We start from the raw sequence: 19,432 nt of genomic DNA, 5'->3' as shown, positions 1-19,432 counted from the left end.
GTTGACGATGAAAATCGGTGTAATCGGTGGCGGCCAACTGGGCCGTATGCTGGCCTTGGCGGGAACCCCGCTGGGGATGAACTTCGCTTTCCTGGACCCGGCGCCGGATGCCTGTGCGGCGGCCTTGGGTGAACACCTGCGCGCTGACTACAGCGACCCGGACCACCTGCGCCAACTGGCCGACGAAGTCGACCTGGTGACCTTCGAATTCGAAAGCGTCCCGGCTGAAACCGTCGCGTTCCTGTCGCAGTTCGTCCCGGTGTACCCGAGCGCCGAAGCCCTGCGCATCGCCCGCGACCGCTGGTTCGAGAAAAGCATGTTCAAGGACCTGGGCATTCCGACCCCGGCCTTCGCCGATATCCAGTCCCAGGCGGACCTGGATGCCGCCGTCGCCAGCATCGGCCTGCCGGCCGTGCTGAAAACCCGTACCCTGGGTTATGACGGCAAGGGCCAGAAAGTCCTGCGCACCGCTGCCGATGTGGTCGGCACCTTCGCCGAGCTGGGTAGCGTCGCCTGCCTGCTCGAAGGCTTCGTGCCGTTCACCGGTGAAGTCTCGCTGATCGCCGTGCGTGCCCGTGATGGCGAAACCCGCTTCTACCCGTTGGTGCACAACACCCACGACAGCGGCATCCTCAAGCTGTCCGTGGCCAGCACCGACCACCCGTTGCAAGCGCTGGCCGAAGACTATTCCAGCCGTGTACTCAAGCAGCTGGATTACGTCGGCGTGATGGCGTTCGAGTTCTTTGAAGTCGACGGTGGCCTCAAGGCCAACGAAATCGCCCCACGCGTGCACAACTCCGGGCACTGGACCACCGAAGGCGCCGAGTGCAGCCAGTTCGAGAACCACCTGCGGGCGGTGGCGGGCTTGCCGTTGGGCTCCACGGCCAAGGTCGGCGAGAGCGCCATGCTCAACTTCATCGGTGTGGTGCCCCCCGTGGAAAAAGTCATCGCAATCGACGACTGCCACCTGCATCACTACGGCAAGGCCTTCAAGGCCGGGCGCAAGGTCGGCCATGCCAACCTGCGCTGCAAGGACCGCGCGACGCTGCAAGCGCAAATCCTCAAGGTTGAAGCGCTGATCGCCGAGCAATAAGCCTGGGATTGGCGGGAACCATTCGGTAGCCGCCATCCTCTGATTGCAGGATGCCAAAGCCTGACTAGGCTTTGGCATAGCTCACCTACATTCAGAGGGAAATGCCATGGGTATCATTGGAACCATCTTTATCGGCTTGATCGTCGGCCTGCTCGCGCGTTTCCTGAAACCAGGCGACGACAGCATGGGCTGGATCATGACCATCCTGCTGGGTATCGCAGGTTCGTTGGTCGCCACCTACGGTGGCCAGGCCTTGGGCATCTACCAGGCAGGCCAGGGTGCCGGCTTCCTCGGCGCGCTGATCGGCGCCATCGTGCTGCTGGTGATCTACGGCCTGCTGAAAAAGAAATGATCTAAGCGACGAAGCTCTCTGCGCTGCGCAGGCGCAGAGGGCTAGAATGCTCGCCACCTGTACTTGTCGAGCCTCTCCATGCGCCGTCTTTTGATAACACTCCTCCTGCTTGGCCCTGGCCTGGCGCACGCCGGCGAACTGCCGGAAACCGACTGGCTCGACCTGATGCCGCTGTCGGATCAAAAAGCCCTCGAAGCCATGCCCGAGATTGACCACAACTCCCCCGAAGCCCAAGGCACATTCACCGACAAGGGTGGCCTGAAGCAGAGCAAGGGCTTGCCGGCGGTGATGTACTCAACCAAGACCGTGGCGGCCATGAATGGCAAGGACATCCGCATCGGCGGCTATCCGGTGCCGTTGGAGACTGACGCCAAAGGCCGCAGCACCCTGTTCTTCCTGGTGCCGTACCCAGGCGCGTGCATCCACGTGCCGCCTCCGCCGCCGAACCAACTGGTGTTGGTGCGCTATCCCAAGGGGCTGAAGCTGGATGATATCTATACGCCGCTGTGGGTCACGGGCACGTTGAAAGTGGAGAAGGTCAATAACGATCTGGCCGATGCGGCCTATGCGCTGGATGCGGGGAAAGTGCGGGTGGTGAAGGAGTCCGATCTCTAAAACCCAATGCCTATCAATGTGGGAGGGGGCTTGCCCCCGATGGCGGTCTATCAGTAGCCAATGTGCTGACTGATCCACTGCTATCGGGGGCAAGCCCCCTCCCACATTTTGATTGGCGTTCTTACAGGGCGACAGCGCTGATGCTCACACCCAAGGTGTGGCGTTCACCGGGTGCCAGACTCACCACATCATCCAGCACATTGGCTGTCTCGATGCACAACATGCCCGTCCAGCCATCGTCAGCCATGTCATCAAACGCCTTGGCACGTTCCGTCCAGGGGTTCCAGATCACCGTCGACGTCGAGCCCTCGGCAGTGAGCTGGATGCCACGTTGCCAGCCTTTATCGACGATGTTCAACTGGGACGGCGTATCGAGGTAGATGCGATCGGTTTCTGCGGTGAAATGCAGCAGCCCGGATTGCGTCTTCTCGGCCCAGCCGTCCGCAGTATCGATATACGCCACCCCGTCCAGGCCCTCGACCTGCACATTGCGCACATCGCTTACGGCGAAGTAGGTGTGCAGCGCCTGGCTGAGGGTCACGGTATCGTCGCCACGGTTATGGCTGGTCAGGCGGATATGCAACTGATCGTCCAGCAGCAGGCTCAGTTTCAGGTCGACTTGATGGGGCCAGCCGGCAAAGCCGCCTGCGGGTGTCGGTAGCACCAGGTCCACGCGCAACGCATCGCCTTCAAGTTCGGTCGCGGCCAATTCCCAGAGTGCCGTACGCACAAAACCGTGGGCGCCGGCCGGCTGGTCGCTCTGGCGCATCGCCTTGACGCTCTGCGGGTTACGGTCGAACACACCAAACCATGGCCAGCACACCGGTACGCCGGTGCGAATGCCTTTGCCCTGTTTGAACACCGCTTCAGGGTTCGGCCAGATCAGCGGCTGCTCGCCGTCGCGCTGGTAACTGAATATATGCGCGCCCTGTTGGGCCACCATCAGTTCCGCGCCGTTGTGGCGGATGCGCCAGCAGTCCAGCTCGTCGATTTTCACGGTTTCAACGTGGGGCGTCGGCATAACAAAGCACTCTTCATGGCAGGCAATGCGGCAATTGACCGTCAAAACCCGGTGAGGTTTAACGTGCTCGCGACGGCACCGAACGCGTGCGGCCGCTGCCATCGATGGCGACGAACACGAACACCGCCTCGGTGACCTTGCGCCACTCACTGGACAGCGGGTCGTCGCTCCACACTTCGACCATCATCTGGATCGAGCTGCGGCCGATTTCCAGAGCCTGGGTATAGAAGGACAACTGCGCGCCGACGGCCACCGGCACCAGGAACGCCATGCGATCAATGGCCACCGTGGCGACACGCCCGCCTGCAACCTTGCTGGCCATCGCGGTGCCGGCCAGGTCCATCTGCGCGACCAGCCAGCCGCCGAAGATATCGCCAAAACCGTTGGTTTCACGCGGCAGGGCGGTGATTTGCAGGGCGAGATCGCCTTGCGGGATAGGATCTTCTTGTTCGAGTTCGATCATGCCGAGGGCCTCTGACCCGTAACGCTTCATGGGTATTTCAAGTGGATAGCCGTCTTCGAAAAAACGTTTCAGCACCAACATACACCGCGTGATGCGTTTCTCGTAAGGCGTACTAAAGGGAAACTCTGCCAAATCGGCTGGAGGGCTTCCAACGACGGTTTGGCACAGCAGCCCCTCAAGACTGGGCGTCTTGCGCTTGCAAGGGCCGAGTATATCGACACCCTGTCGCCACGACGACCTCTGGACGCTCATTTGGTCGGCAATTAGCGGCTGTATCGCGGCTTTTTCCGGCAACTGTGCTTCTGCGCGCAGATGCAGCACAAAAAAGCGGAATATTTCATGCCGTCGAACTGTTATTCGCTCAGCGCTGTGCTTTTTCGAGCGATTTGCTATCTTGCCAAGCCTGCCGCAAGTCCCGGGCTTGCCGTCCCGACTACTATAAGAGAAGCCTTGCCATGTCCTCCGTGCCCGCAAGCAGTGCGCAACCGTCGCGCCCGCTGACCCGCAACGACTACAAAACCCTGTCGCTGTCTGCCTTGGGCGGGGCGCTGGAGTTTTATGATTTCATCATTTTCGTGTTTTTCGCCACCGTGGTCGGAAAACTCTTCTTCCCCGTGGACATGCCCGAATGGCTGCGCATGATGCAGACCTTTGGCATCTTTGCCGCCGGTTACCTCGCGCGCCCGCTGGGCGGCATTATCATGGCGCACTTCGGCGACCTGCTGGGCCGCAAGAAGATGTTTACCCTGAGCATCTTCATGATGGCCGTGCCGACCCTGATCATGGGCCTGCTGCCGACCTACGCGCAGATCGGCCTGTGGGCACCGGTCCTGTTGCTGCTGATGCGCATCATCCAAGGCGCGGCCATTGGCGGTGAAGTGCCAGGCGCGTGGGTGTTCGTCTCCGAACACGTACCGCCACGGCATATCGGCTACGCCTGCGGGACGCTCACCAGCGGCCTGACAGCCGGTATTTTGCTGGGCTCTCTGGTGGCGACCGCGATCAACACTATCTATAGCCCTGAGCAGGTCTCGGATTACGCCTGGCGTATCCCGTTCCTGCTTGGCGGTGTGTTCGGCCTGTTGTCGGTGTACTTGCGCCGCTGGCTGCACGAAACGCCGATCTTCGCCGAGATGCAGCAACGCAAGACCCTGGCTGCCGAGTTGCCGTTGCGCGCCGTGCTGCGTGATCACCGGGGGGCCATCGTCTTGTCTATGTTGCTGACCTGGCTGTTGTCGGCCGGCGTCGTGGTGGTGATCCTGATGACCCCGACCGTGTTGCAGACTATCTACCACTTCAGCCCGACCGTTGCGCTGCAGGCCAACAGCCTGGCGATTGTCACGCTCAGCCTTGGCTGCATCGCTTCGGGCGCACTGGCCGACCGCTTCGGCGCAGGCCGTGTACTGGTCGCTGGTTGCGCACTGTTGCTGGCCACATCCTGGACGCTGTATCACAGCCTCATGGCCCACCCAGACTGGCTGTTCCCGCTGTACGCCCTGACCGGCCTCTTTGTGGGCACTATCGGCGTGGTGCCCTATGTGATGGTCAAGGCTTTCCCGCCCGTGGTGCGCTTCAGTGGCCTGTCGTTCTCCTACAACGTGGCCTACGCCGTGTTCGGTGGGCTGACGCCGCTGGCGGTGTCGCTGCTGATGAAGGAAAGCCCGATGGGCCCGGCTTACTACGTTGCCGCTCTGTGTGTGATGGGGATGGTGGTGGGTGGGTATCTGTGGAAGCGTTCGCGCTGATTTTTTGACAATGATCGCTCCCGCGCCCTGCGCGGGAGCGATGGCAACTCCTCGCGTCGCCCTTTCTCCTTGCAATAGTGGCCTTTCATCTAACTGTCACATTCCGGACATAGAGTGTTCACACGGCCTCCCGATACTTGGCCCCGATCCAATTATCCCTATCTGCTAGGAGCAAGGCATGAAACTGAAACGTTTGATGGCGGCAATGACTTTTGTCGCTGCTGGCGTTGCGACCGCCAACGCGGTGGCCGCTGGTGTTGATCCGGCAATCCCGGCGTACGTCAAGACCACTGGTGTGTCGGGCAACTTGTCCAGCGTTGGTTCCGATACCCTGGCTAACCTGATGACCCTGTGGGCCGAGGGTTACAAAAAGGAATACCCGAACGTCAACATCCAGATTCAAGCTGCCGGCTCGGCCACCGCGCCACCTGCGCTGACTGAAGGCACCTCCAACCTGGGCCCGATGAGCCGCAAGATGAAGGACACCGAACTGGCGGCCTTCGAGCAGAAGTACGGCTACAAGCCAACCGCTATCCCGGTTGCCGTGGATGCCCTGGCCGTGTTCGTGCACAAGGACAACCCTATCCAGCACCTGACCATGGAGCAAGTCGACGCGATCTTCTCCTCGACTCGCCTGTGCGGTGGCAAAGCCGACGTGAAAACCTGGGGTGACCTGGGTGTGACCGGCGACCTGGCCAACAAGCCGGTGCAACTGTTCGGTCGTAACTCGGTATCCGGCACCTACGGCTACTTCAAGGAAGAAGCCCTGTGCAAAGGCGACTACAAGCCAAACGTGAACGAACAACCCGGCTCGGCGTCGGTCGTGCAGTCGATCAGCTCCTCGCTGAACGGCATCGGTTACTCGGGCATCGGCTACAAGACCGCCAGCGTGAAGACCGTGGCTCTGGCCAAGAAAGGCAGCACTGACTTCATCGAAGACAGCGAAGAAAACGCCCTGAACGGCAAATACCCGCTGTCGCGCTTCCTCTACGTGTACGTCAACAAAGCTCCGAACAAGCCTCTGGCCCCGCTGGAAGCCGAGTTCGTGAAGCTGGTTCTGTCCAAGCAGGGCCAGGAAGTTGTCGTGAAAGACGGCTACATCCCGCTGCCAGCCAAAGTCGCCGCCAAGGCCCTGGCTGACCTGGGTCTGAAAGAAGGCAACTAAGCCTGCGGTACCCGGTGTAATACCGGGCTCCTGTGGGAGCGGGCTTGCTCGCGAAGACGGTGTGTCATTCAACACACCTGGCGACTGATACGACGCCTTCGCGAGCACGCCCGCTCCCACACAAAGCCCGGTTACATCCCTAATTTTAAGTCCGCTGCCAGCCTTGCTTCGCGGCGGATTTGTTGCGTCACTGCACTGTCATCTTTCTGTCATACAGGATCGCTAGGGTGTGCGCATGAATGATCTGGCCAATTCCACCATGACGACAACTTCTCCCCCCAAGCGCATTGACTTCAATACGCCTGAGCTGCAACGCAAGCGCCGCATTCGCGCGCTCAAGGATCGCCTGACCCGTTGGTACGTGCTGGTCGGCGGCCTCGCCGTCCTCGGCGCCATCACCCTGATTTTCTTCTTCTTGGCCTACGTCGTCGCGCCACTGTTCCAGGGCGCCTCATTGACCAAGGAAGACGCCCTGACCCCGGCCTGGATCCAGGACGCCGGCAAGCCGCTGATGATCTCCCTCGAAGAACAGAACCAAGTCGCCATGCGGGTTTCCGACAAGGGCCAGGCGCTGTTCTTTAATGTCGAGACCGGTGCCGAGCTCAAGCGTGTCGACCTGCCCCTGCCCACCGGCACCAGCGTTGCTTCTATCGGTGAAGACCAACCCGGCAGCCCGCTGGTGATCCTCGGTCTGTCCAACGGCCAGTCCCTGGTGTTCCGCCACACCTATAAGGTGTCCTACCCGGACGGCAAGAAAACCATCACCCCCGCGATCGAATACCCCTACGGTGAAACACCGATCGTGCTGGATGACGCCGGCCGCCCGCTGGAACACGTGGCCCTCAACGCCACGGATTCGTCCCTGGTGGTGGCAGGCTCCGCGGGTTCGCACTTGAATGTGCTGTCCCTGAGCCGCGAAGAAAACATGATGACCGGCGAAGTCACCAGCGAGCAGAAGCGCATCGAGCTGCCGCAGATGACCGAGCCGGTGAAGGCGATCTTCATCGACCCGCGCCAGCAATGGCTGTACGTGATCAACGGCCGTGCTTTGGCCGATGTATTCAGCCTGCGCGACAAGAGCCTCAACGGTCGCTACAAACTGCTGGAAGACGGCACTGCCGAAGTCACCGCGAGCACGCAGCTGGTGGGCGGTATCTCGCTGATCGTCGGTAACTCCAAGGGTGGCCTGGCCCAGTGGTTCATGGCCCGCGACCCGGATGGCGAGCAGCGCTTCAAGCAGATCCGTACCTTCCAGATGGGCACCACGCCCATCATTGAAATCACCGCCGAAGAGCGCCGCAAAGGCTTCACCGCCCTCGACGCGTCCGGCAAGTTCGGCGTATTCCACAGCACCGCCCACCGCACCCTGCTGGTGGACCCGGTGGTCGACGGCCAGGGCGTGTTCGGCCTGTCGCCACGGGCCAACCGCGTGATCGTCGAGGCGGGTGGCAAGCTGCAGCCACTGATGCTCGACAACCCGCATCCGGAAGTATCCTGGAGCGCGCTGTGGAGCAAGGTCTGGTACGAAAACTACGACGAACCTAAATACGTCTGGCAATCCACTGCCGCCAACACCGACTTCGAACCCAAGATGAGCCTGGCGCCGCTGACCTTCGGCACCTTGAAGGCCGCGTTCTACGCCATGCTGTTGGCCGCGCCGCTGGCCGTTGCCGCTGCGATCTACACCGCCTATTTCATGGCCCCGAGCCTGCGCCGCAAGGTCAAGCCGGTGATCGAGTTGATGGAAGCGATGCCGACGGTGATCCTCGGCTTCTTCGCCGGCCTGTTCCTGGCGCCGTATGTGGAAGGGCATCTACCGGGCATTTTCAGCCTGTTGATGCTGTTGCCAATCGGCATCCTGGTGGCCGGCTTCATCTTCAGCCGCCTGCCTGAATCCCTGCGCCTGCGTGTACCGGATGGCTGGGAAAGCGCGATTTTGATCCCGGTGATCCTGTTCGTGGGCTGGCTCTCGCTGTACATGAGCCCGTACCTGGAGACCTGGTTCTTCGGCGGCGATATGCGTATGTGGATTTCCCACGACCTGGGCATCACCTACGACCAGCGCAACGCCCTGGTAGTGGGTTTGGCCATGGGTTTCGCGGTGATCCCGAACATCTATTCCATCGCCGAAGACGCCGTGTTCAGCGTGCCACGCGGCCTGACCCTGGGTTCCCTGGCCCTGGGCGCCACGCCGTGGCAGACCATGACCCGCGTGGTCATCCTCACCGCCAGCCCGGGCATCTTCTCGGCGCTGATGATCGGCATGGGCCGTGCGGTGGGCGAGACCATGATCGTGTTGATGGCCACCGGTAATACCCCGGTGATGGAGATGAACCTGTTCGAAGGCCTGCGCACACTGGCGGCCAACGTCGCGGTAGAGATGCCCGAGTCGGAAGTGGGCGGAAGCCACTACCGCGTGCTTTTCCTGTCGGCGCTGGTGCTGCTGCTGTTCACCTTCATCATGAACACCCTCGCCGAGCTGATCCGTCAGCGTCTGCGCAAGAAATACTCGTCGCTTTAAGAAAGGTAGAAGTCTGTGAAACAGAACTCCCTGAATGGATGGTTCAAGAGCGGCGCCCCCGGCGTCTGGATCAGCGGTGGCGCGGTGTCCATCGCGGTCATCATGACCATCGGGTTGCTGGCCGTGATTGCCGTGCGTGGCCTGGGCCATTTCTGGCCGGCCGACCTGATCCAGGCCAACTACAATGTGCCGGGCCAGGCAAACCATATCGTCATCGGCGAAGTGGTGCAGAAGGAAGAAGTGCCCCGCGAACGCCTGAAAAGCGCGGGCCTGCCGGTGCCGGACCAAGGCCCGGAGTTCATGACCCGCGAGCTGATCAAGGTCGGCAACCGTGACTTGAACGGCAACGACTTCACCTGGATTGTCGGCGAGTGGCTCAAGGACCAGACCACGCCGGCGAACCTCATGACCATTGAGCGGCGTGAGTGGGGCAACTTCTACGGCACGCTGGTCAACGTCAAGCAGGATGGCAAGGTCATTGCCGAAGGCGAGGCCGCCTGGCCGGAGCTGCAGGCCCGGGTAGACCGCGTCAACAAGCTGGCTGCCCAGCTCAAGACCCTGGAAAAATCCGACATCGGCGCGATCAACGCCGGCCTGGAGCGTATCCGCCTGCATGGCCGCAAACTGGAACTGGAAGGCAAGCTCGACGCCGCCGCACAGGCCGACATGGACGCCGACCGCGCCGAGCTGAATGCCCGTTACCAGGACATCGAGGCGCGCCTGGCCGACCTGCACGCCCAGTTCAACCGCGACGCCCTGACGGCACGCGATGCGAACGGCAAGGAAGTGGAAATCGGCATCGGCAAAGTGGTGCACGCGTACCAGCCGAACGCCATGGGCACGATCACCAAGATCGGCTTCTACTTCAGCAAGGTCTGGGAATTCCTCAGTGATGACCCACGGGAAGCCAACACCGAAGGCGGGATCTTCCCGGCCATCTTCGGCACCGTGATGATGACCCTGATCATGGCGATGATCGTGACCCCGTTCGGCGTGCTGGCGGCGGTATACCTGCGTGAATACGCCAAGCAGAACACCCTGACGCGGGTTATCCGGATTGCCGTGAACAACCTGGCCGGCGTACCGGCCATCGTCTACGGCGTGTTCGGCCTGGGCTTCTTCGTGTATGTATTGGGGGGCTCGGTGGACCGCCTGTTCTTCGCCGAAGCCCTGCCGGCGCCGACCTTCGGTACGCCGGGCCTGCTGTGGGCCTCGTTGACCCTGGCGCTGCTGGCGGTGCCGGTGGTGATCGTGGCCACGGAAGAAGGCCTGGCGCGGATTCCTCGCACCGTGCGCGAGGGCTCCCTGGCGCTGGGCGCGACCAAGGCGGAAACGCTGTGGAAGATCGTGCTGCCGATGGCCAGCCCGGCGATGATGACCGGCATGATCCTCGCCGTGGCCCGCGCCGCCGGTGAAGTGGCGCCGCTGATGCTGGTGGGTGTGGTGAAACTGGCGCCGTCGCTGCCGCTGGACGGCAACTACCCGTACCTGCACCTGGACCAGAAGATCATGCACCTTGGCTTCCATATCTATGACGTCGGCTTCCAGAGCCCCAACGTCGAAGCCGCCCGACCGCTGGTGTACGCCACCGCATTGCTGCTGGTGCTGGTGATCGCCACGCTCAACTTGTCGGCGGTGTGGATCCGTAACCACCTGCGCGAAAAATACAAAGCGTTGGACAGCTGATTTACAAGTGAACGCAGAATAAATGTGGGAGGGGGCTTGCCCCCGATAGCGGCGGATCAGAAACAGATGTGCTGACTGACACACTGCCATCGGGGGCAAGCCCCCTCCCACACAACAGCACAGGGAGCATCCCATGCAACAAGACACCCACACCCACGGCATCAACATGTCTGCCCTGGGTCGCGACAAGCAGAGCCTGAGCCTGGCCCAGGAAACCGTGGCCATCGAAGTACCGGGCCTGAGCCTGTACTACGGTGAAAAACAGGCGCTGTTCGACGTCAGCATGAACATCCCCAAGCAGCGCGTGACCGCCTTCATCGGCCCGTCGGGCTGCGGCAAGTCCACGCTGCTGCGTAGCTTCAACCGCATGAACGACCTGGTGGACGGTTGCCGCGTGGACGGTGCCATCAACCTCTACGGCACCAACATCTACCGTAAGGGCGAGGACGTGGCCGAGCTGCGTCGCCGTGTGGGCATGGTGTTCCAGAAGCCCAACCCGTTCCCCAAGACCATCTACGAAAACGTGGTCTATGGCCTGCGCATCCAGGGCATCAACAAGAAGCGCATCCTCGACGAAGCGGTTGAGTGGGCCTTGAAAGGCGCGGCGCTGTGGGACGAAGTGAAGGACCGCCTGCACGACTCGGCCCTCGGCCTGTCCGGCGGCCAGCAACAGCGTCTGGTGATCGCGCGCACCATCGCGGTGGAGCCGGAAGTGTTGCTGCTCGACGAACCCTGCTCGGCACTCGACCCGATCTCGACGCTGAAAGTCGAAGAGCTGATCTACGAGCTCAAGTCCAAGTTCACCATCGTCATCGTGACCCACAACATGCAACAGGCGGCGCGGGTTTCCGACTACACCGCGTTCATGTACATGGGCAAGCTGGTGGAATTCGGCGACACCGATACCCTGTTCACCAATCCGGCGAAGAAGCAGACCGAAGACTACATCACCGGTCGCTACGGCTAGGAAGCTGTGGTTCTGATTGCACTGACGCTGCGGTTATCCGCACCTTACCGGACGCTCCAAGGACGCCAACATGATTAGCAAAGAAGGCCTTACCCACCATATCTCCGCGCAGTTCAACGCCGAGCTCGAGGAAGTGCGCAGCCACCTCCTGGCGATGGGCGGGCTGGTGGAGAAGCAAGTCAACGATGCGGTCACCGCCCTGATCGAGGCCGACTCGGGCCTAGCCCAGCAAGTGCGTGAGATCGATGACCAGATCAACCAGATGGAACGCAATATCGACGAAGAATGCCTGCGCATTCTTGCACGTCGCCAGCCGGCGGCGTCCGACCTGCGGTTGATCATCAGCATCTCCAAGTCGGTGATCGACCTGGAACGCATCGGCGATGAAGCCACCAAGATCGCCCGCCGCGCCATCCAGCTCTGCGAAGAAGGCGAAGCGCCACGCGGTTACGTGGAAGTGCGCCACATCGGTGACCAGGTGCGCAACATGGTGCGCGATGCGCTCGACGCCTTTGCCCGCTTCGACGCCGAACTGGCATTGTCGGTGGCCCAGTACGACAAGGTCATCGACCGTGAGTACAAGACAGCCTTGCGTGAGTTGGCCACCTACATGATGGAAGACCCGCGCTCTATCTCGCGGGTCTTGAGCATTATCTGGGTACTGCGCTCCCTGGAGCGGATTGGCGACCATGCGCGCAATATCTCCGAACTGGTGATCTACCTGGTACGCGGCACCGACGTACGGCACATGGGCCTCAAGCGCATGAAGGCCGAAGTTGAAGGTTCAGTCGATCAAATCCCTAATGTTCCGGGCGTATCTGACGATAAGTAAGGTTGCCCGAGAAATTAACGCCCGGCCTTTGGTCGGGCGTTTTTGTTTGTGGGTCCGAATTTTTTCAGCGTGGGGACATAAGAAAGTCCCAACGTGACTGCAGAGTTTTTGGCAAAATGCCATCAGTCAGGCGTCTTGCGTGCCGAAGTTTTTATAGGATGAAGGGTCGATGAGTAAAGTCAGTGTATTGGTGGTGGATGACGCCTCGTTTATCCGCGACCTGGTGAAGAAGTGCCTGCGCAACTACTTTCCCGGGATCAAGCTTGAAGATGCGGTGAACGGCAAAAAGGCCCAGGCCATCCTGATGCGCGAGACCTTCGACCTGGTGCTGTGCGACTGGGAAATGCCAGAGATGTCCGGCCTTGAGCTGTTGACCTGGTGCCGCGAGCAACCTCACCTCAAAGCCATGCCGTTCGTGATGGTCACCAGCCGTGGCGACAAGGAAAACGTAGTCCAGGCTATCCAGGCCGGTGTTTCAGGCTACGTCAGCAAACCGTTCACCAACGAACAGTTGCTGAACAAGGTCAAGCAGGCCCTGCACAAGATCGGCCGCCTCGACGCCCTGGTCGCCAGCGCGCCGACCAAGATGAACTCGGCGTTCGGCAACGATTCCTTGAGCGCCCTGACCGGCGGCAAGCCCGAAGTGGCACGCGCGGCTCCTGTTGCGGCTGCCGCTCCTGCGCCCAACAAAGGTTTGCTCAACAGCCCACCGGTGCAGGCCCCGGTCGTGGCTGCGCCGGCAGGTGGGCGTGGCCAGGGCCAATTGCGCCTGTCCAGCGGCACCCAGCAATGCGTGATCAAGGCGCTGAGCATCAAGGAAGCGCTGCTGGTGGTGCGTCGCGGCGAAGTCCTGCCCCAGGTCCTGGAAAGCGCTGTGCTCGACCTGGAACAAGGCGACAACGCCGAAGTGGCCCGCCTCAACGGCTACCTGCACGCCATCGTCGCCTTCGAACCGAAGCCGGACAGCGATTGGCTGCAACTGACCTTCCGGTTTATCGACCAGGATGCGCAGAAGCTCGACTACATCTCCCGCCTGATCGCACGTGGCACGGCGCAGAAGCATTTTGTGCCGGGTGCGTGATTCCCTGAGTGCCGGGAATCGACCGACTGTCTGATTCCCGGTGCCTGCCTTGATTTATATCTGTTTGGATATAGTCTCTCGATAACGCTCCGGTGTTATCGAGCCTTTGCTATGCCTTGAAACAAACCTCCACGTCCCTTGGCCAAATCGTCGATTACGCTTTTTCTTTCCATGAAAGGAGAAGAGAAGCCAATGCCAAGGCACAAGGATGTGGTGTTTCTAGGAAGCTCGCTCAAGGATCTCAAAGCGTTTCCGCTCGATGCCCGGAGGGCAGTGGGTTTTCAGTTGGATCTCTTGCAGCAGGGTAAGCAACCCTTTGACTGCAAGCCGATGAAGACCATTGGGAGGGGCGTCAGTGAGATCCGGATCACTGAAGAATCGGGTGCTTTTCGGGTGTTTTATGTGGTCAACCGGCCAGAGGCCATCTATGTGCTGCACGCGCTGCGCAAGACCACGCAAAAAACCGAAGGGCGTGATATCGAGCTGGCTCGCGCCAGGTTGCAGGAGTTAGGGTGAGTCCATGACAAATCAAAAAGTTTACGGCGAGCGTTTCAGCTCTGTTTGGGACGCTCTGGAAGAGACACCCCAGCAAGCCGCCAATATGCGGCTGCGTTCAAAATTGCTCTTGGAGCTGTGCCAAACCATTCGCAGCTGGGAGCTTTCTCAAAAAGATGCGGCGCAAAGACTGGGGATCAGTCAGCCCCGACTTAACGACGTTCTCACCGGCAAGATCGACAAACTCTCCCTGGATGCCTTGGTCAATTTGTCGGCGGCTGCCCAAATGAACGTGGATATTTGTTTCAACGGGCTGCCTGCCTGAAGTTGTCATCAAACCGCGCTAACCTGCCGTTCAGTCATCCCGGCAGGTTCACGCCATGCTCATGCGCTTTTTGCTGTGCTGCGGGCTGGCAACGGTCGCTATGTCGGCCCAGGCCATGACCCTCTACAAATCCGTCGATGCCAATGGCCTGGTGTTTATCAGCGACCGTTATACGCCGGGCGCCCTGGCGTTCGTGATCCAGGAGCGCAAGGTTGAGCGACCGATGCTTGCCGTGCCCAAGCCCAATCGTGCACAACAAGCCTACCGCTACCCCTTGCCCTGGCGTGGCGGTCCTTTCCGCATGACCCAGGGACCCAACGGCAGCTTCAGCCACACCGATGCCAAAAGTCGTTATGCGATGGACATCGCCATGCCCGAAGGCACGCCGATCATTGCGGCGCGTAGTGGAATGGTGGTGAAGACCGAAAACGCGCAGGCCGGGCGGGGCAGCGATGCGTCGGGGAATTTCGTGAGGGTGCGCCACGACGACGGCACCGAGGGCGTGTACCTGCACCTCAAGCAAGGCTCGGTCAGCGTCCGGGTCGGTCAGCGTGTGGCGGTGGGCAGCCCGCTGGCGTTGTCGGGCAATACCGGCAACAGCAGCGGGCCGCATCTGCATTTTGTGGTGCAGCGCGCCACCGAGGCGGGGCTGGTCTCGATTCCGTATGAGTTCAACCAGCCGGTCGGTGCATTGCCCAACTTTGCATTGGGCAATTGACGGTCAATCCAGCAACAGCACCTTGGCCAACACGATCTTAGGCCCTTTCATCTTCTTGATGATGATGCGCAAACCTTCAACCTCCAGCACTTCCTCCTCTTCCGGCACCCGCTTGAGGGTGTCGTAGATCAGGCCTGCGAGGGTTTCGGCTTCGATGTGGTCCAAGTCCACGCCCAGCAGGCGTTCCACTTTGAACAGGGGCGTATCGCCCCGTACCAGCAGCTTGCCCGGCTGATAGGCCAGGATGCCGCGCTCGGCCTTGCGGTGTTCGTCCTGGATATCGCCCACCAGTACTTCCAGCACGTCTTCCATGGTGAGGTAGCCGATGATCTTGCCGTCGGCTTCTTCCACCAGGGCGAAGTGCGCGCCGCCTTTGCGGAACTGTTCAAGCAGCTGCGACAACGGCATGTGCCGCGACACACGCTCCAGCGGGCGGGTCAGCTCGGCCAGGTTGAACGACTCGGGGATGTGGTCCAGGGCCGCCAGTTCCAGCAGCAGGTCCTTGATGTGCAGCAGGCCTACGAACTCGTTGCGCACTGCGTCATACACCGGGTAACGGCTGAACTTGTGACGACGGAACAGCGCGAGGATTTCCTTGAGCGGGGCGTTGAAGTCCAGGGTCACCAGGTCTTCCCGGGAGTTGGCCCAGTCCACCACTTCCAGCTCGCCCATTTCCACGGCGGAGGCCAGCACACGCATGCCTTGATCGCTCGGGTCCTGGCCACGGCTGGAGTGCAGGATCAGCTTGAGTTCTTCACGGCTGTAATGGTGCTCATGGTGTGGGCCAGGCTCGCCTTGGCCGGCGATGCGCAGGATGGCGTTGGCGCTGGCGTTGAGCAGGTAGATCGCCGGGTACATGGCCCAGTAGAACAGGTACAGCGGCACCGCCGTCCACAGCGACAGCAGCTCGGGCTTGCGAATCGCCCAGGACTTGGGCGCCAACTCACCAACCACGATGTGCAGGTAGGAAATCACGAAGAACGCCGCAAAGAACGACACGCCCTTGATCACTTCCGGCGATTCGACGCCCACGGCGCCCAGCAGCGGCTCGAGGATGTGCGCGAAGGCCGGTTCACCGACCCAGCCCAGGCCCAGGGAGGCGAGGGTGATACCCAGCTGGCAGGCCGACAGGTAGGCATCGAGCTGGCTGTGTACGGTGCGCAGGATCTGTCCGCGCCAGCCGTTTTTGTGGGCGATGGCCTCGACCCGGGTGGCGCGCAGTTTGACCATGGCGAATTCCGCCGCAACGAAGAAACCGTTGAGCAGTACCAGGACCAGTGCAAAAAGAATCATGCCGAAGTCGGCGAAGAGTGTCGCGAGGGTGATACCAGGGGAAGGGTCCATGATGGGGTTTTGCAGGTTCCGTATGTTCAATAAGGGGTGGCAGGTGGGCCGCAAAGGCAGGCGCAAGTCGGCCAATGTAGCGGCTGACGGGGCGCTTGCCTAGTGCCCACTGCCGGGCGGGGCTTGGAACACCGTCTCCAAAACAACACAACTCCACTGTGGGAGGGGGCTTGCCCCCGATGGCAGTGTGTCAGACAGCACATTCATATCTGATCCGCCGCCATCGGGGGCAAGCCCCCTCTCACATTTAGGCCCGTGGTGTATTTGGATTACTCGTCGTTGCCGAGGGCTCGCGAGCGCGCTACCTGAGCCGGCGGAAAATGGCAGGTAAACGTACTGCCATGTCCCAGCACGCTGCTGATTTCCAGGCGTGCGCGGTGGCGCAGCAGCACGTGTTTGACGATTGCCAGGCCAAGCCCCGTGCCGCCGGTGTTGGAGTTGCGGCTGGAGTCGACACGGTAGAAGCGCTCGGTCAGGCGCGGCAGGTGCTTGGCGTCGATGCCGATGCCGGAGTCCTGCACGCTCAAGTGTGCGCCTTGGTCGTCGGCCCACCAGCGGATGCGGATATTGCCTTTGTCCTGGGTGTACTTCACGGCGTTGAACACCAGGTTGGAAAACGCGCTGCGCAACTCGCCTTCGCTGCCCTTGAGCAACACAGCCGGGTCGGCTTCCAGGGTGATCTGCTGCCCGCGTTGGCCGGAGAGGGCCTGGGCATCGTTCTTGATGGTCTGTAACAGGCTTTGCACGGCCACCGGGTGGTTGTCCGACGGGTAATCTGTGGCCTCCAGCTTGGCCAGCAATAGCAGGTCGTTGAGCAGTGTCTGCATGCGCGAGCCTTGCTGCTGCATTTGTTGCAGGGCCCGGCTCCAGCGGGGGTTGATCTCGTCGACGTTGTCCAGCAGCGTCTCCAGGTAGCCGCAGATCACCGTCAGCGGTGTACGCAACTCGTGGGAGACGTTGGCGACGAAGTCTTTGCGCATCTGTTCCAGCTGGTGGATGCGGGTGACGTCGCGCACCAGCATCAGGTGTTCATTGTTGCCGTAGCGCGTCAGGTACAGCTGGATGCGCACGCGGTCATTGGTGGGCGAGGGGATTTCCAGGGCTTCTTCGTAGTTCTCCTGTTCGAAGTACTCCTTGAAGCGCGGGTGGCGCACCAGGTTGGTCACCGGCTGGCCGCTGTCCTGGGGCGTCTTGAGGCCCAGCAGGGTTTCGGCGGCGCGGTTCCACCATTCCAGGTTGCCGTCGCTGTCGAGCATGATCACCGCATCCTTGAGCGCGGCGGTGGACTCCTGCACCCGGTCGATCACCGCTTGCAGGCGCCCGCGCACGCGTTGGTCGCGGCGTTGCAGGTGGTAGATGCTGTCGAACACCTCGCCCCACAGGCCGTAGCCATCGGGTGGTGCTTCATCGGGTTTATGCTGGCGCAGCCATTCGTGCAGGCGCAGCAGTTGCTTGAGGGTCCAGCCCAGGTACAGGGCAATGCCGACTGCCAGGCTCCAGCCGTAATAGCCGCTGACCAGGCCAACCAGCAGGCAGCCGGTGATCAGCAAAAGCATGTGGCGGATCAGGGTGCCATGCCAGTTTTGGTTCACTTGAACATGCGTCCTTGTCAGCTGTTAAGTCAGGCTCTTGAGTCCGGATGCGTTTGGCTCAGCCCTTGGTAGAGAAACGGTAGCCAGTACCGCGCACGGTTTGTACCAGATTCTCGTACGCATCGCCCAAGGCTTTGCGCAGGCGACGGATATGCACGTCCACGGTGCGTTCTTCCACGTACACGTTGCCGCCCCACACCTGGTCCAGCAATTGGCCGCGGGTGTAGGCGCGTTCCTGGTGGGTCATGAAGAATTGCAGCAGGCGGTATTCGGTGGGGCCCATCTCTGCCGGCTTGCCATCGATGGTCACGCGGTGGCTGATCGGGTCCAGCAGCAGGCCGCCGACTTCAATCGGTGCCTCGCCATCGGTAGGCCCGGCACGGCGCAGTACGGCCTTCAGGCGCGCGACCAGTTCCCGAGGGGAGAAAGGCTTGGTGATGTAGTCATCGGCACCGACTTCCAGGCCCTGGATCTTGTTGTCCTCTTCGCCCTTGGCGGTGAGCATGATGATCGGGATGTCCCCGGTCAGTTCGTCACGCTTGAGGCGTCGGGCCAGTTCGATGCCGGAGGTGCCGGGCAGCATCCAGTCCAGCAGAATAAGGTCCGGCTTGCGGTCGACGATAATGGCATGGGCCTGCTGGGAGTTCTCCGCCTCCAGGCAGTCATAGCCGGCCATTTCCAACGCAACGGCGATCATCTCGCGGATGGGCGCTTCGTCGTCAACAATCAGAATGCTCCTGCCAACCATGCTCGAAAATCCTCTTGTCATTTAACTGTCTTGCGCCGCATTAGATAACGGAATTATTGCAGTCGTGTGACAGTAATTTAGTCGCTCGGGCAATTCCCGCCTCTCTGGACTACGCTTTGAGTCCGAATCCTGACAACCACAAAAGGAAGGTTCCGATGACTTACAGCACGATTTCCTGGAAAGCCCTGCTGGTGACGGCTGCATTGACGCTGCCGGGCCTGGCGTTCGCGGCGGAGCCGGCGATGACCAAAGACGGGATGCTGGTGGATCACAAGGGTATGACCCTCTACACCTTTGCCAAGGACGCCGATGGCAAGTCCATGTGCAACGACAAGTGCGCCATCAATTGGCCTCCACTGATGGCCGAATCCACCGACAAGCCTATGGGTAAATGGACCGTCATCACCCGTGACGATCAAAAAAGCCAATGGGCATACAGCGGGAAGCCGCTCTATACCTTCATCATGGACAAGAAAGCGGGCGACATGACCGGTGAGGGCAAAATGGACGGGGCCTGGAAGGTCGCCAAACCTTGATCATGCGGCACCACTGAAAGCGTCGGGGACAAGCCCCCTCCTACAGGCGAACACATTCCAACTGTGGGAGGGGGCTTGCCCCGGTACAAACCGGGGACATCGTTTACATTTCTAACCGGGGACATGGTTTACA

At 61.0% G+C, this 19,432-nt stretch carries 19 protein-coding genes; 14 read left to right on the top strand and 5 right to left on the bottom strand.

Annotation, left to right across the window (positions count from 1 at the left end; genetic code table 11):
- Positions 1 to 7 precede the first annotated feature (7 nt).
- From ACZ445_RS29825 to ACZ445_RS29815, 3 genes are all read left to right on the top strand, one after another.
- Positions 8 to 1,093 (top strand): 5-(carboxyamino)imidazole ribonucleotide synthase, encoded by a 1,086-nt coding sequence (locus tag ACZ445_RS29825; protein WP_015886586.1) that lies wholly within the window; start codon positions 8 to 10, stop codon positions 1,091 to 1,093.
- A 106-nt stretch (positions 1,094 to 1,199) separates the two neighbouring features.
- A complete protein-coding gene (locus tag ACZ445_RS29820) occupies positions 1,200 to 1,445 on the top strand; it encodes a GlsB/YeaQ/YmgE family stress response membrane protein (protein ID WP_058424295.1) in 246 nt (81 codons plus the stop codon).
- Between the two features lie 78 nt (positions 1,446 to 1,523).
- Positions 1,524 to 2,060: a DUF3299 domain-containing protein gene (locus tag ACZ445_RS29815; RefSeq protein ID WP_058424294.1), complete on the top strand. Its 537-nt coding sequence runs from the start codon at positions 1,524 to 1,526 to the stop codon at positions 2,058 to 2,060.
- Positions 2,061 to 2,181: 121 nt separating this feature from the next.
- Here ACZ445_RS29815 and ACZ445_RS29810 read toward each other — a convergent pair whose 3' ends face one another.
- Both ACZ445_RS29810 and ACZ445_RS29805 read right to left on the bottom strand, forming a co-directional pair.
- The gene (locus ACZ445_RS29810; protein ID WP_058424293.1) at positions 2,182 to 3,081 is read right to left on the bottom strand and encodes a D-hexose-6-phosphate mutarotase; all 900 of its coding nucleotides are present in this window, start codon (positions 3,079 to 3,081) and stop codon (positions 2,182 to 2,184) included.
- 58 nt (positions 3,082 to 3,139) lie between these two features.
- Entirely contained in the window at positions 3,140 to 3,544 is a 405-nt protein-coding gene (locus ACZ445_RS29805; RefSeq protein ID WP_003176975.1) for an acyl-CoA thioesterase, read from the bottom strand.
- A gap of 455 nt (positions 3,545 to 3,999) precedes the next feature.
- Between ACZ445_RS29805 and ACZ445_RS29800 the strand changes: the two genes are divergently transcribed.
- The 10 genes from ACZ445_RS29800 (at position 4,000) to ACZ445_RS29755 (ending at position 15,079) form a co-directional block, all read left to right on the top strand.
- On the top strand, positions 4,000 to 5,289 hold the full coding sequence (locus tag ACZ445_RS29800; RefSeq protein ID WP_058424292.1) for an MFS transporter: 1,290 nt from the start codon (positions 4,000 to 4,002) through the stop codon (positions 5,287 to 5,289).
- Positions 5,290 to 5,467: 178 nt separating this feature from the next.
- Complete coding sequence (locus ACZ445_RS29795) at positions 5,468 to 6,454, top strand: phosphate ABC transporter substrate-binding protein PstS (protein ID WP_016978637.1); 987 nt, start codon at positions 5,468 to 5,470, stop codon at positions 6,452 to 6,454.
- A 487-nt stretch (positions 6,455 to 6,941) separates the two neighbouring features.
- A complete protein-coding gene (locus tag ACZ445_RS29790; protein ID WP_179030016.1) occupies positions 6,942 to 8,975 on the top strand; it encodes an ABC transporter permease subunit in 2,034 nt (677 codons plus the stop codon).
- Between the two features lie 15 nt (positions 8,976 to 8,990).
- Positions 8,991 to 10,661 (top strand): phosphate ABC transporter permease PstA, encoded by a 1,671-nt coding sequence (pstA, locus tag ACZ445_RS29785; RefSeq protein ID WP_058424290.1) that lies wholly within the window; start codon positions 8,991 to 8,993, stop codon positions 10,659 to 10,661.
- A gap of 133 nt (positions 10,662 to 10,794) precedes the next feature.
- Positions 10,795 to 11,628: a phosphate ABC transporter ATP-binding protein PstB gene (gene pstB, locus ACZ445_RS29780; RefSeq protein ID WP_058424289.1), complete on the top strand. Its 834-nt coding sequence runs from the start codon at positions 10,795 to 10,797 to the stop codon at positions 11,626 to 11,628.
- A 70-nt stretch (positions 11,629 to 11,698) separates the two neighbouring features.
- Entirely contained in the window at positions 11,699 to 12,460 is a 762-nt protein-coding gene (gene phoU, locus ACZ445_RS29775; protein WP_464707864.1) for a phosphate signaling complex protein PhoU, read from the top strand.
- Positions 12,461 to 12,629: 169 nt separating this feature from the next.
- Positions 12,630 to 13,541: a response regulator gene (locus ACZ445_RS29770; protein ID WP_464707863.1), complete on the top strand. Its 912-nt coding sequence runs from the start codon at positions 12,630 to 12,632 to the stop codon at positions 13,539 to 13,541.
- A 192-nt stretch (positions 13,542 to 13,733) separates the two neighbouring features.
- Positions 13,734 to 14,057, top strand: coding sequence for a type II toxin-antitoxin system RelE/ParE family toxin (locus tag ACZ445_RS29765; RefSeq protein WP_464707862.1), 324 nt, complete (start codon positions 13,734 to 13,736; stop codon positions 14,055 to 14,057).
- Between the two features lie 4 nt (positions 14,058 to 14,061).
- A complete protein-coding gene (locus ACZ445_RS29760; RefSeq protein WP_071494656.1) occupies positions 14,062 to 14,361 on the top strand; it encodes a helix-turn-helix domain-containing protein in 300 nt (99 codons plus the stop codon).
- Between the two features lie 55 nt (positions 14,362 to 14,416).
- A complete protein-coding gene (locus tag ACZ445_RS29755) occupies positions 14,417 to 15,079 on the top strand; it encodes a M23 family metallopeptidase (protein WP_464707860.1) in 663 nt (220 codons plus the stop codon).
- Positions 15,080 to 15,082: 3 nt separating this feature from the next.
- On the opposite strand, the gene ACZ445_RS29750 is transcribed toward ACZ445_RS29755, so the two are convergent.
- The 3 genes from ACZ445_RS29750 to phoB form a co-directional block, all read right to left on the bottom strand.
- A complete protein-coding gene (locus tag ACZ445_RS29750; RefSeq protein WP_058424283.1) occupies positions 15,083 to 16,423 on the bottom strand; it encodes a hemolysin family protein in 1,341 nt (446 codons plus the stop codon).
- 269 nt (positions 16,424 to 16,692) lie between these two features.
- Complete coding sequence (gene phoR / locus ACZ445_RS29745) at positions 16,693 to 17,979, bottom strand: phosphate regulon sensor histidine kinase PhoR (protein ID WP_464708639.1); 1,287 nt, start codon at positions 17,977 to 17,979, stop codon at positions 16,693 to 16,695.
- A 94-nt stretch (positions 17,980 to 18,073) separates the two neighbouring features.
- Entirely contained in the window at positions 18,074 to 18,763 is a 690-nt protein-coding gene (gene phoB / locus ACZ445_RS29740; protein ID WP_003176964.1) for a phosphate regulon transcriptional regulator PhoB, read from the bottom strand.
- Positions 18,764 to 18,918: 155 nt separating this feature from the next.
- Between phoB and ACZ445_RS29735 the strand changes: the two genes are divergently transcribed.
- Entirely contained in the window at positions 18,919 to 19,299 is a 381-nt protein-coding gene (locus ACZ445_RS29735) for a COG4315 family predicted lipoprotein (protein WP_058424281.1), read from the top strand.
- The last annotated feature ends 133 nt before the right edge of the window (positions 19,300 to 19,432 follow it).

The sequence above is a fragment of the Pseudomonas allii genome, assembly GCF_055380095.1.
This window is presented reverse-complemented; position numbering and strand designations above follow the sequence as displayed.

Bases quoted from the DNA above. Each gene is read 5' to 3' on its own strand.
- phoU (WP_464707864.1), top strand. From the start codon at position 11,699: ATGATTAGCAAAGAAGGCCTTACCCACCATATCTCCGCGCAGTTCAAC.
- ACZ445_RS29765 (WP_464707862.1), top strand. From the start codon at position 13,734: ATGCCAAGGCACAAGGATGTGGTGTTTCTAGGAAGCTCGCTCAAGGAT.
- ACZ445_RS29810 (WP_058424293.1), bottom strand. From the start codon at position 3,081: ATGCCGACGCCCCACGTTGAAACCGTGAAAATCGACGAGCTGGACTGC.
- ACZ445_RS29750 (WP_058424283.1), bottom strand. From the start codon at position 16,423: ATGGACCCTTCCCCTGGTATCACCCTCGCGACACTCTTCGCCGACTTC.
- phoR (WP_464708639.1), bottom strand. From the start codon at position 17,979: ATGCTTTTGCTGATCACCGGCTGCCTGCTGGTTGGCCTGGTCAGCGGC.
- ACZ445_RS29800 (WP_058424292.1), top strand. From the start codon at position 4,000: ATGTCCTCCGTGCCCGCAAGCAGTGCGCAACCGTCGCGCCCGCTGACC.
- ACZ445_RS29820 (WP_058424295.1), top strand. From the start codon at position 1,200: ATGGGTATCATTGGAACCATCTTTATCGGCTTGATCGTCGGCCTGCTC.
- ACZ445_RS29735 (WP_058424281.1), top strand. From the start codon at position 18,919: ATGACTTACAGCACGATTTCCTGGAAAGCCCTGCTGGTGACGGCTGCA.
- ACZ445_RS29805 (WP_003176975.1), bottom strand. From the start codon at position 3,544: ATGATCGAACTCGAACAAGAAGATCCTATCCCGCAAGGCGATCTCGCC.
- pstB (WP_058424289.1), top strand. From the start codon at position 10,795: ATGCAACAAGACACCCACACCCACGGCATCAACATGTCTGCCCTGGGT.
- ACZ445_RS29770 (WP_464707863.1), top strand. From the start codon at position 12,630: ATGAGTAAAGTCAGTGTATTGGTGGTGGATGACGCCTCGTTTATCCGC.
- ACZ445_RS29795 (WP_016978637.1), top strand. From the start codon at position 5,468: ATGAAACTGAAACGTTTGATGGCGGCAATGACTTTTGTCGCTGCTGGC.
- ACZ445_RS29755 (WP_464707860.1), top strand. From the start codon at position 14,417: ATGCTCATGCGCTTTTTGCTGTGCTGCGGGCTGGCAACGGTCGCTATG.
- ACZ445_RS29760 (WP_071494656.1), top strand. From the start codon at position 14,062: ATGACAAATCAAAAAGTTTACGGCGAGCGTTTCAGCTCTGTTTGGGAC.
- phoB (WP_003176964.1), bottom strand. From the start codon at position 18,763: ATGGTTGGCAGGAGCATTCTGATTGTTGACGACGAAGCGCCCATCCGC.
- ACZ445_RS29815 (WP_058424294.1), top strand. From the start codon at position 1,524: ATGCGCCGTCTTTTGATAACACTCCTCCTGCTTGGCCCTGGCCTGGCG.
- ACZ445_RS29825 (WP_015886586.1), top strand. From the start codon at position 8: ATGAAAATCGGTGTAATCGGTGGCGGCCAACTGGGCCGTATGCTGGCC.